Below are 14,298 nucleotides of genomic sequence, written 5' to 3'. Positions count from 1 at the left end.
CGCACGTGTTGAAGGCGCCGGGGAAACATTTCGCGAGCGCATCGCTGACGATTCGCGAGGTGACGCCGACGGCGCTGGTTCGCATCTCGCGATACGCGACCGGCGAGCCGTACTTCGGCAAGTCCGGCGGCAACCGCTTCGACGATCCGCGCCCGCGGCGGCGGTACGGCACCAGCTATTTCGGTTTCGATCTGCATTGCGCATTCGCCGAAACGGTGTTGCACGACGAAGTCGCCGATCTGGTGCTGGGCGGCTTTCCGCTCGTGACGACCGAACTCGATCGCTACGTGCTTTCCTTCGACGGTGAGCCATTGACCGTGGCTGTCCTGCACGGTTTGCCGCTGAAAAACCTGGGCGGCGATGGCGCGTTGTCGACCATCGTGCCGTACGACGTGCCGCGGCAATGGTCGCTTGCCGTCCACCGGCATCCCCGGCGGGTCGACGGCTTTCTATATATGTCCCGCCATCTCAACACGTCGGAAGCGCTCGTGCTCTTCGATCGTGCCGAATCCAGGCTCTCGCTGAGGGGCGCCGTTCCGTTCCGGCATCATCCCCATGCTGTCCGCGTGCTGCGCGACTTCAACGTGTTGCTGCGTTGAATGGCGTTGCGCGTGCGGCAACACGACTCAAGCCGCCGCGCCGCTCCCCGCGACCCGCGCCTGCCGCTGATACAGCACCATCGACAGCGCGACGCCCGCCGCCGCGGCCGCCGCCGCGAACAGGAACACCTGCGGATAGCCGAACGCGCCCGCGACATAGCCGGCGAGCGGGCCGGTGATGCCGAGCGACAGGTCGAGGAACACGGAATACGCGGACAGCGCCGCGCCGCGGCTCGCGGGCGGGACGAGCGCGACGGCCTCGACGCCGAGCGCCGGGAAGATCAGCGCGAAGCCGAACCCGGTCAGCGCGGCGCCGACGAGCGCGACGTGCGGCACCGGCGCGAGCCACAGCAGCACGAGGCCCGAGCATTCGAACGCGAACGACACGATCGCGACGCGGAAGCCGCCGTAGGTCTTGATCGTGTTCGCGAACAGCAGGCGCGCGCCGATGAACAGCGTGCCGAACACGGTCAGCGACAGCGCGGCGTTCGGCCAGTGGCGCGCCGCGTAGTACAGCGTGACGAAGGTCGCGATCGAGCCGAAGCCGGCCGAGCCGAGCGCGAGGCCGAGGCCGTGCGGCAGCACGCGCGTGAACACGCTCGCATACGACATCCGTTCGCCGTGCACGAGCGGCACGGAATCGATCAGGCGCGCGAGGTAGAAGCCGAGCGCGGCGAGCGCGATCACGATCACGCCGATCAGCGCCGGATTCAGCGTGTGCGCGATCGCGACGCCGACCGGCGCGCCGAGCGCGAGCGCGCCGTAGGTGGCGATGCCGTTCCACGAGATCACCTTCGCGTTGTGCGCGACGCCGACCCGCCCGATGCCCCACAGGATCGCGCCGGTGCCGCACAGGCTCTCGCCGACGCCGAGCACGAGCCGGCTCGCGACCAGCAGCACGAGGCTCGCGACCGGCCAGTGGGCCAGCAGCAGCGCGACGAGCAGCAGCACGCCCGACACGCCGCAGCCGATCAGCCCGCGCAGCACCGTCTGCTTCGGCCCGAGGGTATCGGCGAAGCGCCCGGCGAGCGGGCGCGACGCGAGCGTCGCGAAATACTGGACGCTGATCGCACCGCCCGCGACGATCGCGGAGAAGCCCAGGTCGTCGTGGACGAAACCCGGCAGCACCGCGAGCGGCAGGCCGATGGTCAGGTAGCAGATGAACGTGAAGCAGACGACGGACACGATTTGCAGCGTGACGGCGAACCCGCTGCGCGGCGGTGTGGCGGAATCGGTTGACATGGGGTCGGAACGAATGAGCGAAACGGAACGGAAGGCGGCGAAAAACGGAATCGGGATTTTCCCATGGAACCGGTTTTCACGCAGGTACCATTTAGTTAATCGCGACCCGTTTTATCGATGACGGCGCGCCGACGAAGCGGCGCGGGCAGGCCCGAACGCAGGCGGGGCAACGCGCGGGAGGCCCGCCGGGCGGCCCCGGCGCTCATATCGCGGCAGTTATATGGGCCCCATGCGTGATGGGCTATGGGTTGCGGAATTTGATGGTGATAGCGTGCAAACTGTCAGAGAAACGTCGGTCGAGCGCCCCGCGCAGGCCGCCTTGCCCCCACTTGAAGAACCATAGAGACATGAGTGAGCCGATCCGCTTCTATCATCGTCACGCGGTCCGCGAAGTCAGCGGCGCGGACGTCACCCGCACCGTGCTGCAGTACCTGCGCGAGGATGCGCACTGCACCGGCACCAAGGAAGGCTGCGCGGAAGGCGACTGCGGCGCGTGCACGGTCGTCGTCGGCGAGCTGACCGACGCGGGCACCGTCGCGTTCAAGGCCGTCAATGCCTGCATCCAGTTCCTGCCGACGCTCGACGGCCGTGCTCTGCTGACGGTGGAAGACCTGCGCCAGCCGGACGGTTCGCTGCATCCGGTGCAGCAGGCGATGGTCGATTGCCACGGGTCGCAATGCGGGTTCTGCACGCCCGGTTTCGTGATGTCGATGTGGGCGCTGTACGAGAAGCACGGCCACGAAGGCTGCGGCGGCGCGTGCGCGAAGGCGAAGGACGTGCCGACGCGCACCGAGATCGCCGATGCGCTCACCGGCAACCTGTGCCGCTGCACCGGCTATCGCCCGATCGTCGATGCGGCCGTGCAGATGTTCGATGCGCCGGCGCCGGCGGCACCGGTCGACACGGCCGCGCTGGCCCGCACGCTCGCGTCGCTCAAGCGCGACGACACGTTCGACTACACGACGCCCGACGGCGCGCGCTTCGCGGCACCGCGCACGCTCGACGCGCTGGCCGCGCTGAAGGTCGAGCGTCCCGCCGCGCGGATCCTCGCCGGCAGCACCGACATCGGCCTGTGGGTCACCAAGCAGATGCGCCGCCTCGACGACCTGATCTACGTCGGCCAGATCGCCGAACTGCAGAACATCGCGCACGGCGACGACTGGATCGAGATCGGCGCGGGCGTGACCGTCGAGAACGGCTATGCGGCACTCGCCGGCACGTATCCGGAACTGACCGAAATGTGGAAGCGCTTCGCGTCGCTGCCGATCCGCAACGCGGGGACGATCGGCGGCAACGTCGCGAACGGTTCGCCGATCGGCGACTCGATGCCGGGCCTGATCGCGCTCGGCGCGCGGGTCGTGCTGCGCGGCGGCGACACGGTGCGCGAGCTGCCGCTCGAGGCGCTCTACACCGGCTATCAGCAAAAGGACATGGCGCCGCACGAATTCGTCGTCGGCCTGAAGGTGCCGACCCGCACCGGCGCGCGCGCGAAGCTGCAGTTCCGCACCTACAAGCTGTCGAAGCGGTTCGACTCCGACATTTCGGCGGTGTGCGCGGCGTTCGCGTTCATCGCGGACGGCGAGCTGATCCGCGAGCCGCGCATCGCGTTCGGCGGCATGGCCGCGACGCCGAAGCGCGCGACGCATACGGAAAGCCTGCTCGACGGCGCGCAATGGCACGAGGCCACCGCGCAGGCGGCGATGCAGGCGCTCGAGCGCGATTACCAGCCGCTCACCGACATGCGCGCGACGAGCGCGTATCGCCTCGATACCGCGAAGAACCTGATGTATCGATTCTGGCTGGAGACGCGCCCGCACGACCCGCTGCCGCCGCACGCGCTGAACGTGCGCGAAGTGGCCGCCGAAGTGGCCGCCGACGTTGCCGATGATTCGGCGCGCGCCTGAAGACGGAGAACACCGAACATGAACCAGCAAGCAGAACCGTTCCTGAGCACCCTCGACCCGCAGGCCGACGCCGCGCAGGTGCACGTCTCGCGCGCGCACGAATCCGCCCATCTGCACGTGAGCGGTCGCGCGACCTACACCGACGACATCCCGCTCGTCGCCGGCACGCTGCACGCGGCGCTCGGGTTGTCCGCGAAGCCGCACGCGAAGATCGTGTCGATGAACTTCGACGCGGTGCGCGCGACGCCCGGCGTGGTCGCCGTGTTCACGGCCGACGACATCCCCGGCGTCAACGATTGCGGCCCGATCATCCACGACGATCCGGTGCTCGCCAAGGGCATCGTGCAGTTCGTCGGCCAGCCGATGTTCATCGTCGTCGCGACCTCGCACGAAACCGCGCGGCTCGCCGCGCGCCGCGCACAGGTCGACTACGAGGAGCTGCCCGCGATCCTGACCGCGCAGGACGCACGCAAGGCCGAAACCTACGTGATCCCGCCGCTGAAACTCGCGCGCGGCGACGCAGCCGCGCGGCTCGCCGCCGCGCCGCATCGCGAGTCGGGCGAGATGCTGCTCGGCGGCCAGGAGCAGTTCTACCTGGAAGGGCAGATCGCGTACGCGGTGCCGAAGGACGACGACGGGATGCACGTGTACTGTTCGACACAGCACCCGAGCGAGATGCAGCATCTGGTCGCGCACGTGCTCGGCGTCGCGTCGCACAACGTGCTGGTCGAATGCCGCCGGATGGGCGGCGGGTTCGGCGGCAAGGAATCGCAGTCGGGCCTGTTCGCATGCTGCGCGGCGCTCGCCGCGTGGAAGCTGCTGTGCCCGGTGAAGCTGCGTCCGGACCGCGACGACGACATGATGATCACCGGCAAGCGGCACGACTTCCATTACCGCTTCGACGTCGGCTACGACGACGACGGCCGCCTCGACGGCGTCGCGCTCGACATGACGTCGCGCTGCGGCTTCTCGGCCGACCTGTCGGGCCCGGTGATGACGCGCGCGGTGTGCCACTTCGACAACGCGTACTGGCTCGGCGACGTCGACATCGCCGGCTATTGCGGCAAGACCAACACGCAGTCGAACACCGCGTTCCGCGGCTTCGGCGGCCCGCAGGGTGCGTTCGCGATCGAGTACATCCTCGACGACATCGCGCGTTCGCTCGGCCGCGATCCGCTCGACGTGCGCTACGCGAACCTGTACGGCAAGACCGAACGCAACGTGACGCCTTACGGGCAGACGGTCGAGGACAACGTGCTGCAGGAGCTGCTCGGCGAACTCGAGACGACGAGCGACTACCGCGCGCGGCGCGCGGGCGTGCGCGAATTCAACGCACGCAACACGGTGCTGAAGAAGGGCATCGCGCTCACGCCGGTGAAGTTCGGGATCGCGTTCAACGTCACGCACTTCAACCAGGCCGGCGCGCTGGTGCACATCTATACCGACGGCTCGGTACTCGTGAACCACGGCGGCACGGAGATGGGGCAGGGGCTCAACACGAAGGTCGCGCAGGTCGTCGCGCACGAGCTCGGCATCCGCTTCGGCCGGATCCGCGTGACGGCGACCGACACGAGCAAGGTCGCGAACACGTCCGCGACGGCGGCGTCGACGGGTTCCGACCTGAACGGCAAGGCCGCGCAGGATGCGGCGCGCCAGTTGCGCGAGCGCCTCGCGGTGTTCGCGGCGAAGCAGTTCGGCGACGGCAAGGTCGATGCGGCCGACGTGAAGTTCGGCAACGACTTCGTGTGGATCGGCGGCGCGAGCGTACCGTTCGGCGAAGTGGTCGCGAAGGCGTATCTCGCGCGCGTGCAGCTGTGGTCCGACGGTTTCTACGCGACGCCGAAGCTGTACTGGGATCAGTCGAAGCTGCAGGGCCGGCCGTTCTACTACTACTCGTACGGCGCGGCCGTGTCGGAAGTCGTGATCGACACGCTGACGGGCGAAATGCGCACGCTGCGCGTCGACGCGCTGCACGACGTGGGCGCGTCGCTGAACCCGGCGATCGACATCGGCCAGGTCGAAGGCGCGTTCATCCAGGGGATGGGCTGGCTCACGACCGAGGAGCTGTGGTGGAACAAGGGCGGCAAGCTGATGACGCATGCGCCGTCCACGTACAAGATCCCGACCGTCAACGACACGCCGCCCGAATTCAACGTGCGGCTGTTCCAGAACCGCAACGTGGAGGACAGCATCCATCGTTCGAAGGCCGTCGGCGAGCCGCCGCTGCTGCTGCCGTTCTCGGTGTTCTTCGCGGTGCGCGACGCGATTGCCGCGGTCGGCGATTACCGGGTGAATCCGCCGCTCGACGCGCCGGCCACCGGCGAAGCGATCCTGCGCGCGGTGCATGCGGTGCGTGCGGCGAGCGCCGTGCGGGCAGGCTGATATGAAACACGCCCCTCGCTCACTTCGTTCGCTTGGGGGGATGCAGTTCCCCCATCTCGCGAAGGCTGATATGAAACGACCCCCACGCTCACTTCGTTCGCTGCCCCCCGAGGGGGCGGTCAGCCACCTTGGGGCGGCCCGGCGGAGGCTGACGTGAACGGGCCCGCTCGTTCGCTGCGTGCCGCGTCGCATGCGCCCGTCGCCGGGTGCGACGGCGCGTGCGGCACCGCACCCGCGCAGACGTTCGCGCCAGGCACCGGCCGGCGCAATCGCGCGCACGCCGCGCCGCCGCCGATGCACATCGTGCTGTTCGGCGCGGGGCACGTCGGTCATGCACTCGTCACGCTGCTCGGCGCATTGCCGTGCGTCGTGCAGTGGGTCGACACGCGCGACGAGCTGTTCCCGGACGAATGTCCGCCGAACGTGCAGCCGGAGCCGACCGATATACCCGAGGCCGTCGTCGACGCGGCGCCGCCCGGCGCGTACTTCCTCGTGATGACGCACAACCACGCGCTCGACTTTTCGCTGGCCGCGCAGATCATGCGGCGGCGCGACTTCGCGTACTTCGGGATGATCGGTTCGCGCACCAAGCGCGTGAAGTTCGAGCGCCGGCTCGCCGCGCGCGGCGTCGATCCGGCGCGGCTCACCGAGATGGTGTGTCCGATCGGCATCGCGGGCATCGTCGACAAGGCGCCCGGCGCGATCGCGGTGGCCGTCTGCGCGGAACTGCTGCAGGCCCGCTCGGGCATGCCGGTGGCCGATACGAAGGCGGCCACGGCGGGGCGCGTGCGCGACAACGTAAGCTGCGCACGGTAGCGACGCGGGCCGGCACGCCGACCCACATCGGCGTGATTTTGCCTACACTGCACGGATCGCGCGGCATCGGGCCGCGCGTCCTTTCGTGCACGCACCATGTCCGATCATCAGGTCTATCTCGACGCGCTCGATGCGAGCCTCGTCACCATCGAACGCTGGCTGTCCGGCGCCGATACCTCACCCGCGGCGCTCGATGCGCTGCTCGCGCCTTTTTCCGCCGATTTCACGATGGTCATGACCGACGGTCGCGCGTTCGACCGTGACGGCACGCGCGCGCTGTTCGCGAAGCTCGGCGGCGTGAAGCCGGGGCTGCGCATCGGTCTGTCGGACATCCGCGTGCTCACGGCCGACGCGTCGCACGCGGTGCTCACGTATCTCGAAACGCAGGCGGCGGCGTCGGGCGAACTGCCCGCGCGCCGCGCGACCGCGGTGTTCGCGCGCGACGCGGCAGGCGTCGTGCGCTGGACTCATCTGCAGGAAACCTTCTGCACGGCCTGAGCGGCCGCGCTGCATGATCGTGCGCGGGCGATTCCGTGCGGGTTCGGCGGCGGTTCAGCCCCGGTTCAGCGCTTGCGGCCGCGCGCGGCCGTCAGCTCGTCGGACACGCTCTGCATCAGCGCGCACAGCCACGCGATGTCGGTCGGGCGATCGGGGTGCGGGTGCGTGAGCAGGTAGCTCTTGATGCGCGGGAACGGCACGGGCGGCGTGACGACGACGAGCGGCAGCAGCCGCGCATAGTGCGTCGCGAAGCGGCGCGTGGTCGTGAAGATCAGGTCCGACTGCAGCAGCACCTGCGGCACGATCCCGAAGTACGGCAGCGTGGTCACGATCCGGCGCGTGAGGCGCGCGCGGGCGAGGCCGATCTCGATCGCGTTGCGCTTGTCGCCGGTGTACGGCGTCGGCGCGACGTGCGCGGCCGACGCATACGCTTCACGTGTGAGCGGTTCGCGCGCGAGCGGATGCGCGTCGCGCATCAGGCACACGATCGTGTCGGAGAACAGGTCCTGGCGCGCGAACTGCGGGTCGGGCTTCGGCCAGTTGCCGATCACGAGATCGAGCGCGCCCGATTGGAGCGCCTCCGCGTGATCGAGCGCGGGATTCAGCGAGTCGATTTCCAGATGCGCATGCGGCGCCGCGTCGCGAAAGCGCTCGATCAGCGTCGGCATGAAGAAATCGTTCAGGTAGTCGGGTGCGGCGACCCGGAACGTGCGCCGCGCGGACGACGGGTCGAAGTCGCCGTGCGGCGTCGCGATGAAGTCGACCTCGCGCAGCGCGCGCGACGCCGCACCGAGCAGCGACGCGCCGTACTCGGTCGGCACCATCCCGGACTTGCCGCGCACGAGAATCGGGTCGTTCAGCGTCTCGCGCAGCTTGCGCAGCGCGGTGCTGATCGCGGGCTGGGTCTGGTTCAGCCGCAGTGCGGCCTGCGTGACGCTGCGCTCGAGCAGCAGCGTGCGCAACACGCGCACGAGCCAGATATCGAGCGAGGCGGTACGGTCGTCATCTTCCATCGTGGCGGGGTGATTCGGGAGAAGCGTAACCTTACCGCAGCCGCGCATCGGCGTGCGTGATACCGGCCATCACGCGCGCCCCTTCGGCAGCATGCTGATCCGCTTGACCTCGCGCGACTCGAGCCAGTTCGGCGTGCGCGCGCAGTACAGCACCATCGGCAACGCGTCCTCGCCCCAGAACAGCTGCTGGTTCATCCAGAAGGTCGGTACGCCGAACACGCCGAGCGCGATCGCGTCGTCGGTATTGCGGCGCAACTGCGCGCTCGTCTCCTCGAATTCGATCAGCGCGTCGCCGTGCCCGACACCGACGCGCTCGCACAGTGCCGCGAACCCGTCCGGCGTCGACGGATCGTTGCCGTCGTGCCAGATGAAGCGGAACATTTCCAGCACGGTTGCGATGTCGGCGCGCAGCGCGATCGCGAGGCGCAGCACCTTGTCGGAGTCGAACGGATGCGCGGGCGGCATCTTGAAGCGGATGCCGAGCTGTTCGGCGCGAAACAGCGCGTGGCGGTACGTGAACACGCGCTTGGCCGGCACGTCGGCGCTCGAGCGCTGCCCCCAGTGGCGCTGCAGGTCGGGCAACGACACGGCGACGGGTTCGAACGGCACGTTCGGCCACTTGTCATGCTGTTCGAGCAGCAGGTAGGAGAACGGCGACACGAAGTCGTAGAACCAGGCAGGCTGGGCGGTATCGAGGCCGGTTGTCATGGCGATCTCCAGAGGGTGGGGCGTGCGCGCCTGGCGGCGGCCTTCATGTTACGCGGCGGCGCGCGGATGCAGCCGCGCGGATGCAGCAATGATCGCGGATCGGCCGCTCACGCGGAACCGGGAGTCGCCCGGGGGGGCTCGCCGGCCGGCGGCACCGCCGCGAGGCTGCCGGCGCCGGGTGTGCCCGACGTGCCCGATGCGGCGTCGTGGTCGTGCGCGGTGAGCCGCTCGCGCACGAAGCCGATGTGCTCACGCAGCACGTAGAACTGCCCGGCGTACGCGAGCGGCATCTTCATCCGGTTCACGGCTTCCTCGATGTCGTCGAGCTCGTTGAGCAGCTGGATGCGCTCCTCGGCCGTGTGCTCGCCGAGCGCGCGGCGCTCGAGTGCGATCAGCGCGCCGTACCAGCGGTAGATGCGCGAACGCACGCGCCAGCCGTACAGCGACGGCACCAGCCGCAGCCCGGGGATCAGCACGACGATCAGCGGCACCACGACGACCAGCAGCCGGTCGACGAGACTCGCGACCCAGAACGGCAGACGCCGGTACAGGAAGGTCTTGCCCGACTTGTAATAGCGCCCCGCGTCGTCGGACAGCGGGAAGCCGCGCGTGACGGCCGACGGGAATTCGCCCGCGTGCTGCAGGATCGTCGCGTGGCCGTGCACTTCGCGCGCGGCCTCGATCAGCAGGTCGGACAGCGCGGGGTGCAGCGTGTCGCGCGCGACCAGCTCGATCGTCGGCGCGACCGTATGGATGTCGGCGGGCGGCAGGTTGTGGCCGAGATCGTAGACGCCCATCGGCAGCGTGATCGCGGTCAGGTACGGAAAGCGCCGCGCGTAGGCCTCGGCCTGCGTGAACGAGTACACGTGCACGCCGGGCGCGCGGAACAGCTTCGCCATCACCGGGATCTGCGTCGAGTCGCCGGACAGGAACGCGGCGTCGATCTTGCCGTCGAGCAACTCGGTCGCGGCGTCCTCGCCGGCGGTCGGCAGCAGTTCGGTCGGGCCGCCCGGGACGATGCCGTTCATCTTCAGCAGCGCCAGGCTCAATTCGCGCGCGCCGCTGCCCTCCGCGCCGAGCGCGAGCCGCTTGCCCTTGAAGTCGGACAGGCGCGCGACCACCGGGCCGCGGTACATGATCGCGAGCGGCACGTAGCCGATACTGCCGAGCGATACCAGGTGCTCGTCGCGCTCCTTCGGGCCGATGCCGCTCTGCACGAAGCCGACGTCGACCGGCGCGTCCGGGTTCGACAGCCGCGCGAGGTTCTGCGCGGATCCTTCGGATGACTGGACGTCGAGCGTGACGCCGTTCTTCGCGAGGATCGCCTTGTATTTCTGCGCGGCGTTCCAGTAGGTGCTGCCGGGCGGGCCGGACGAAATCACGAGCGTGGACGGCGGCGCCGGCTGGATCAGCCTGACCGCGAGCCAGACCGCCGCGACCGCGAGCAGCACGGTGGGGCCGATCGACAGTGCGAGGTCGCGCCACGACACCGCGACGAAGCGGGCGAGGATGCGGCGGGGCGGGCGAGGGCTGGCTGGCTTCATGGAGTCGGCGGATGACACGGGCGTGACGCATCGATGACGGCCGTCACGGACGAGGCACGCGATGCACGTTCTGGCGGCGATGGTACCCGGTTTCGCGCGACGTGCGCGAGTCGGACGCGGTGGCGCGGCCGCGGCCCGGGCGAGCGCGCCGGCGGACGGCGGGCGGCCGCGCGTCAAAAGCTTTGCGCTTCGGCGGGCGCTGGATTACATTGTGCGACGCAGCCGCGCCCGATTCGCGCGCGACCCGGCACGCAATGAGACCGGGCGCGTCCGGCCGGCGGCTGCCCGGCCCGGCCGGCCCGCATTCGCGCGCGCCGGCCGCCGGTCCGTGTCGCCTCTCTCGCATCGCCGTGGAAATCATCGGCCGTCCCGCCCGTTCGCGCGCGGGCCGGCTGCCTTTGGGGGTATCCGGCCGTACTGTGCACGGCCGTTCCGCAATTACAAGGAGATAGCATGAAGTCGATCGTGTTGAGAGCGTTGGGTGTTGCGGCCGTGGCGGCCTGTCTGTCGGGCAGCGTCTACGCGCAGTCGAGCGATGCGGCGGCAACCGAGGCGCCGGCCGCGGCGGCGAGCTCGCCGAAGGCCGCGGCCAAGACCGCGAAGAAGGCCAGCCGCAAGCTCGGCTATGCAGTGCGCAAGGCCATTACGAAGGCCGGCGGCGTCGACGTGGCGAACCTCGTCGTGCGTTCGAAGGGCGGCGCGATCACGCTGGAGGGCACGGTGCCCGACCAGGCACAGATCGACAAGGCGGAAGAGGCGGCGAAGAGCGTGAACGGCGTGACGTCGGTCACGAACAAGCTGACGATTCAGCAGCAATGATGCCGGGCGGCGGCGCGCCAGCGCCGCGCGCCCGCTTTCAGGCGGGCCCCGGCGTGCCGGGGCCCGTTTGCGCTTTAGAATGCCCCCGGGCCCGCCGCTTCGCGCCGGGCCCTCCGAGCGGGTATCCTCCAAGGGGACTTCCTGCGGGGCGGAAAACCTTGGGCGGCCCGGCGTGTGCTTGACAGGCCGCGAGCCGCGCACGACGCAGCGGCGGACCGATAACGATATCGAGAGGGCGACAATGACGACGCACGGGTGGGGCAGTCGGATTGTTTGGGGCGCGGCGCTGGTCGCGGTCGCGATGCTCGGCGCCTGCAACGGCGACGATTCGGGCGAGCGCAACCGGCTGCCCGGTTTCGTGTCCGGCAGCGTGCGCACCACCGCGTACGACGGCACGAGCGACGACCTGCTGACGGCCGGCCTCGGCAAGACGGGCCTCGCCGCCGCCACCGCGCCCGCGTTCGCGAATCCGTCCCGGCCGACGAGCGCCGAGCTGCGCCGGCTCGCGATCTGGTCGAACTATCGCGCGCTCGTCGACATGAGCGCCAACGGCGGTTACGGCCGCTTCTGGGGGCCGAACGTCGACCTCGACGGCAACGACACGCTCGGCGAAGGCAAGATTCCCGGCACCGAATATCTTGCGTATTCCGACGACGGCAGCGGCCGCAAGAACGTGACCCTGCTCGTACAGGTGCCCGCGAGCTTCGACCCCGCGCAGCCGTGCATCGTCACCGCGACGTCGTCGGGTTCGCGCGGCGTGTACGGCGCGATTTCGGCGGCCGGCGAATGGGGCCTCAAGCGCGGCTGCGCGGTCGCGTACAACGACAAGGGCGGCGGCAACGGCGCGCACGAGCTCGGCTCCGACACGATCACGCTGATCGACGGCACGCTCGCCAACGCGGTGCTCGCCGGCAATGCCAGTCTGTTTACCGCCAACGTGACGAGCGGCGACCTGGCCGCGTTCAACAGCCGCTTCCCGAACCGCTACGCGTTCAAGCATGCGCATTCGCAGCAGAACCCCGAGCAGGACTGGGGGCACGCGACGCTGCAGTCGGTCGAATTCGCGTACTGGGCGCTCAACGAGCAGTTCGGACCGCTGCTCGACAGCTCGCATCACGGCGTGCGCTACCACCCGGGCGACATCACGACGATCGCCGCGTCCGTCAGCAACGGCGGCGGCGCGGCGCTGGCGGCGGCCGAGCAGGACACGCGCCGCTGGATCACCGCGGTCGTGGTCGGCGAGCCGCAGGTCAACGTGCGCATGGCGCCGAACGCGGTCGTGCGCGAGGGCAGCCAGCCGGCGCCGTCGTTCGGCCGGCCGCTGGCCGACTACGCGACGCTCGCGAACCTGCTGGAGCCGTGCGCGGCCGCATCGGCGTCGCTCTCGGGCGCGCCGTACCTGAGTGCGCTGCCGGCCGCCACCACGCAGTCGATCCGCACGCAGCGCTGCGCGACGCTCGCCGCGGCGGGGCTCGTGTCGGGGAGCGACACCCAGAGCCAGGCCGCCGACGCGCTCGCGCAACTGCATGCGGCCGGCTATCTCGCCGATTCCGACCTGCTGCAGGCGCCGATGTGGGATTCGCAGGCGATTCCGGCGATCGCGGTCACCTATGCGAATGCGTACACGCGCTCGCGCGTGACCGACAACCTGTGCAATTTCAGCTTCGCGACGACCAATGCGGCGACGGGCGCGGTCGCGCCGCCCGCCACGTCGCCGATGCCGGCCGTGTTCGGTCTCGGCAACGGCGTGCCGCCGACGGCCGGCATCAATCTCGTGTTCAACACCGGCGCGGGTACCGACCACCGGCTCGCGACGCCCGACGCGAGTTTCGCGGGCGCGCTGTGCCTGCGCCAGCTGTGGACCAACGGGATGCTCGACATGCCGGCGAACGTCGACGCGGTGCGCGTGAACGCGAACCTGCAGGGCAAGCCCGCGATCATCGTGCAGGGCCGCAGCGACGCGCTCGTGCCCGTGAATCACGCGTCGCGCGCGTACGTCGCGCAGAACAGCATCAGCGAAGGCGTCCGCAGCCAGCTCGTGTTCTACGAGGTGACGAACGGGCAGCACTTCGATGCGTTCCTGCCGGTCGCGGGTTTCGACACGCGCTTCGTGCCGGTCCACTACTACAACCTGCAGGCGCTGAACCTGATGTGGCGGCACCTGAAGAACGGTGCCGCGCTGCCGCCGTCGCAGGTGATCCGCACGGTGCCGCGCGGCGGCACGCCGGGCGCCGCGCCGGCGCTGACGAGCGCGAACCTGCCGCCGATCTCGACGTCCCCCGGCGCGAATGCGATCACGGCCGGCGCCGGCGCGATCGACGTGCCGCTCTGACGGCGCCCCCGCGCCGCGATACGAAAGCCGGACAGTTGTCCGGCTTTTTTCTTTTCAGCGTCTGGAATCGGTCCCGCATTGCTCTTTATCGGAATGGCGCGCGCTGTAACAAATTATTACTTTACGGCGGAAAACCCGGAATCTATTATGCGCCGATATTTTCACTTAATTTAATAAATTCCCGTAAAGACAATATTCCTTTCCGTATAGTTAATCGATCCTTTCGATTTTATTAAATCGGCTCGAGCTGCGATTGGTCGCCGTTTTGCGATTGATCGGTATTTCGCCGAGGGGGATTGTTCGTCTGTTCGAAGCGAAGGCGCCTTGTCTGGCGGGCTTTGTGGGGGATGCTTTTGCTTGCGGTTTCTCGTGTATGCGGATGATGGGCCTGAATTCGCATTGTCACGCATTATTGAATCGTCGTTCGCAATGGAATTGATT

General features: G+C 69.1%; 11 protein-coding genes. 7 read left to right on the top strand and 4 right to left on the bottom strand.

What is annotated here, in order from left to right; genetic code table 11:
- Window positions 1-5 precede the first annotated feature (5 nt).
- Complete coding sequence (locus U5771_RS27000; RefSeq protein ID WP_322026802.1) at window positions 6-599, top strand: RES family NAD+ phosphorylase; 594 nt, start codon at window positions 6-8, stop codon at window positions 597-599.
- A gap of 27 nt (window positions 600-626) precedes the next feature.
- Here the strand turns inward: U5771_RS27000 and U5771_RS26995 are convergent, their stop codons facing one another.
- Entirely contained in the window at window positions 627-1,841 is a 1,215-nt protein-coding gene (locus U5771_RS26995; protein WP_322026801.1) for an MFS transporter, read from the bottom strand.
- A 347-nt stretch (window positions 1,842-2,188) separates the two neighbouring features.
- Between U5771_RS26995 and xdhA the strand changes: the two genes are divergently transcribed.
- The 4 genes from xdhA to U5771_RS26975 all read left to right on the top strand — a co-directional run bounded on the left by xdhA (window position 2,189) and on the right by U5771_RS26975 (window position 7,441).
- Window positions 2,189-3,745 (top strand): xanthine dehydrogenase small subunit, encoded by a 1,557-nt coding sequence (gene xdhA, locus U5771_RS26990; protein ID WP_322026800.1) that lies wholly within the window; start codon window positions 2,189-2,191, stop codon window positions 3,743-3,745.
- 18 nt (window positions 3,746-3,763) lie between these two features.
- On the top strand, window positions 3,764-6,127 hold the full coding sequence (gene xdhB / locus U5771_RS26985) for a xanthine dehydrogenase molybdopterin binding subunit (protein ID WP_322026799.1): 2,364 nt from the start codon (window positions 3,764-3,766) through the stop codon (window positions 6,125-6,127).
- A gap of 153 nt (window positions 6,128-6,280) precedes the next feature.
- Window positions 6,281-6,943 carry a xanthine dehydrogenase accessory protein XdhC gene (gene xdhC, locus U5771_RS26980; RefSeq protein ID WP_322026798.1) on the top strand — a complete coding sequence of 221 codons (663 nt, stop codon included), beginning with the start codon at window positions 6,281-6,283 and terminating at the stop codon, window positions 6,941-6,943.
- A 96-nt stretch (window positions 6,944-7,039) separates the two neighbouring features.
- On the top strand, window positions 7,040-7,441 hold the full coding sequence (locus U5771_RS26975; protein WP_322026797.1) for a polyketide cyclase: 402 nt from the start codon (window positions 7,040-7,042) through the stop codon (window positions 7,439-7,441).
- Between the two features lie 65 nt (window positions 7,442-7,506).
- Here the strand turns inward: U5771_RS26975 and U5771_RS26970 are convergent, their stop codons facing one another.
- The 3 genes from U5771_RS26970 to U5771_RS26960 all read right to left on the bottom strand — a co-directional run bounded on the left by U5771_RS26970 (window position 7,507) and on the right by U5771_RS26960 (window position 10,706).
- Complete coding sequence (locus U5771_RS26970; RefSeq protein ID WP_322026796.1) at window positions 7,507-8,454, bottom strand: LysR family transcriptional regulator; 948 nt, start codon at window positions 8,452-8,454, stop codon at window positions 7,507-7,509.
- A 69-nt stretch (window positions 8,455-8,523) separates the two neighbouring features.
- The gene (locus U5771_RS26965; protein ID WP_322026795.1) at window positions 8,524-9,162 is read right to left on the bottom strand and encodes a DsbA family protein; all 639 of its coding nucleotides are present in this window, start codon (window positions 9,160-9,162) and stop codon (window positions 8,524-8,526) included.
- A 107-nt stretch (window positions 9,163-9,269) separates the two neighbouring features.
- Window positions 9,270-10,706, bottom strand: coding sequence for a TAXI family TRAP transporter solute-binding subunit (locus U5771_RS26960; protein WP_322026794.1), 1,437 nt, complete (start codon window positions 10,704-10,706; stop codon window positions 9,270-9,272).
- A 453-nt stretch (window positions 10,707-11,159) separates the two neighbouring features.
- Here U5771_RS26960 and U5771_RS26955 point away from each other — a divergent pair, with 453 nt between their 5' ends.
- Window positions 11,160-11,525: a BON domain-containing protein gene (locus U5771_RS26955; RefSeq protein WP_322026793.1), complete on the top strand. Its 366-nt coding sequence runs from the start codon at window positions 11,160-11,162 to the stop codon at window positions 11,523-11,525.
- 241 nt (window positions 11,526-11,766) lie between these two features.
- Window positions 11,767-13,857, top strand: a complete 2,091-nt coding sequence (locus U5771_RS26950) for a D-(-)-3-hydroxybutyrate oligomer hydrolase (RefSeq protein WP_322026792.1) — start codon at window positions 11,767-11,769, stop codon at window positions 13,855-13,857.
- Window positions 13,858-14,298: the final 441 nt, after the last annotated feature.

Source organism: Burkholderia sp. BCC1977 (assembly GCF_905339595.1).
Lineage (GTDB): Bacteria > Pseudomonadota > Gammaproteobacteria > Burkholderiales > Burkholderiaceae > Burkholderia.
This window is presented reverse-complemented; position numbering and strand designations above follow the sequence as displayed.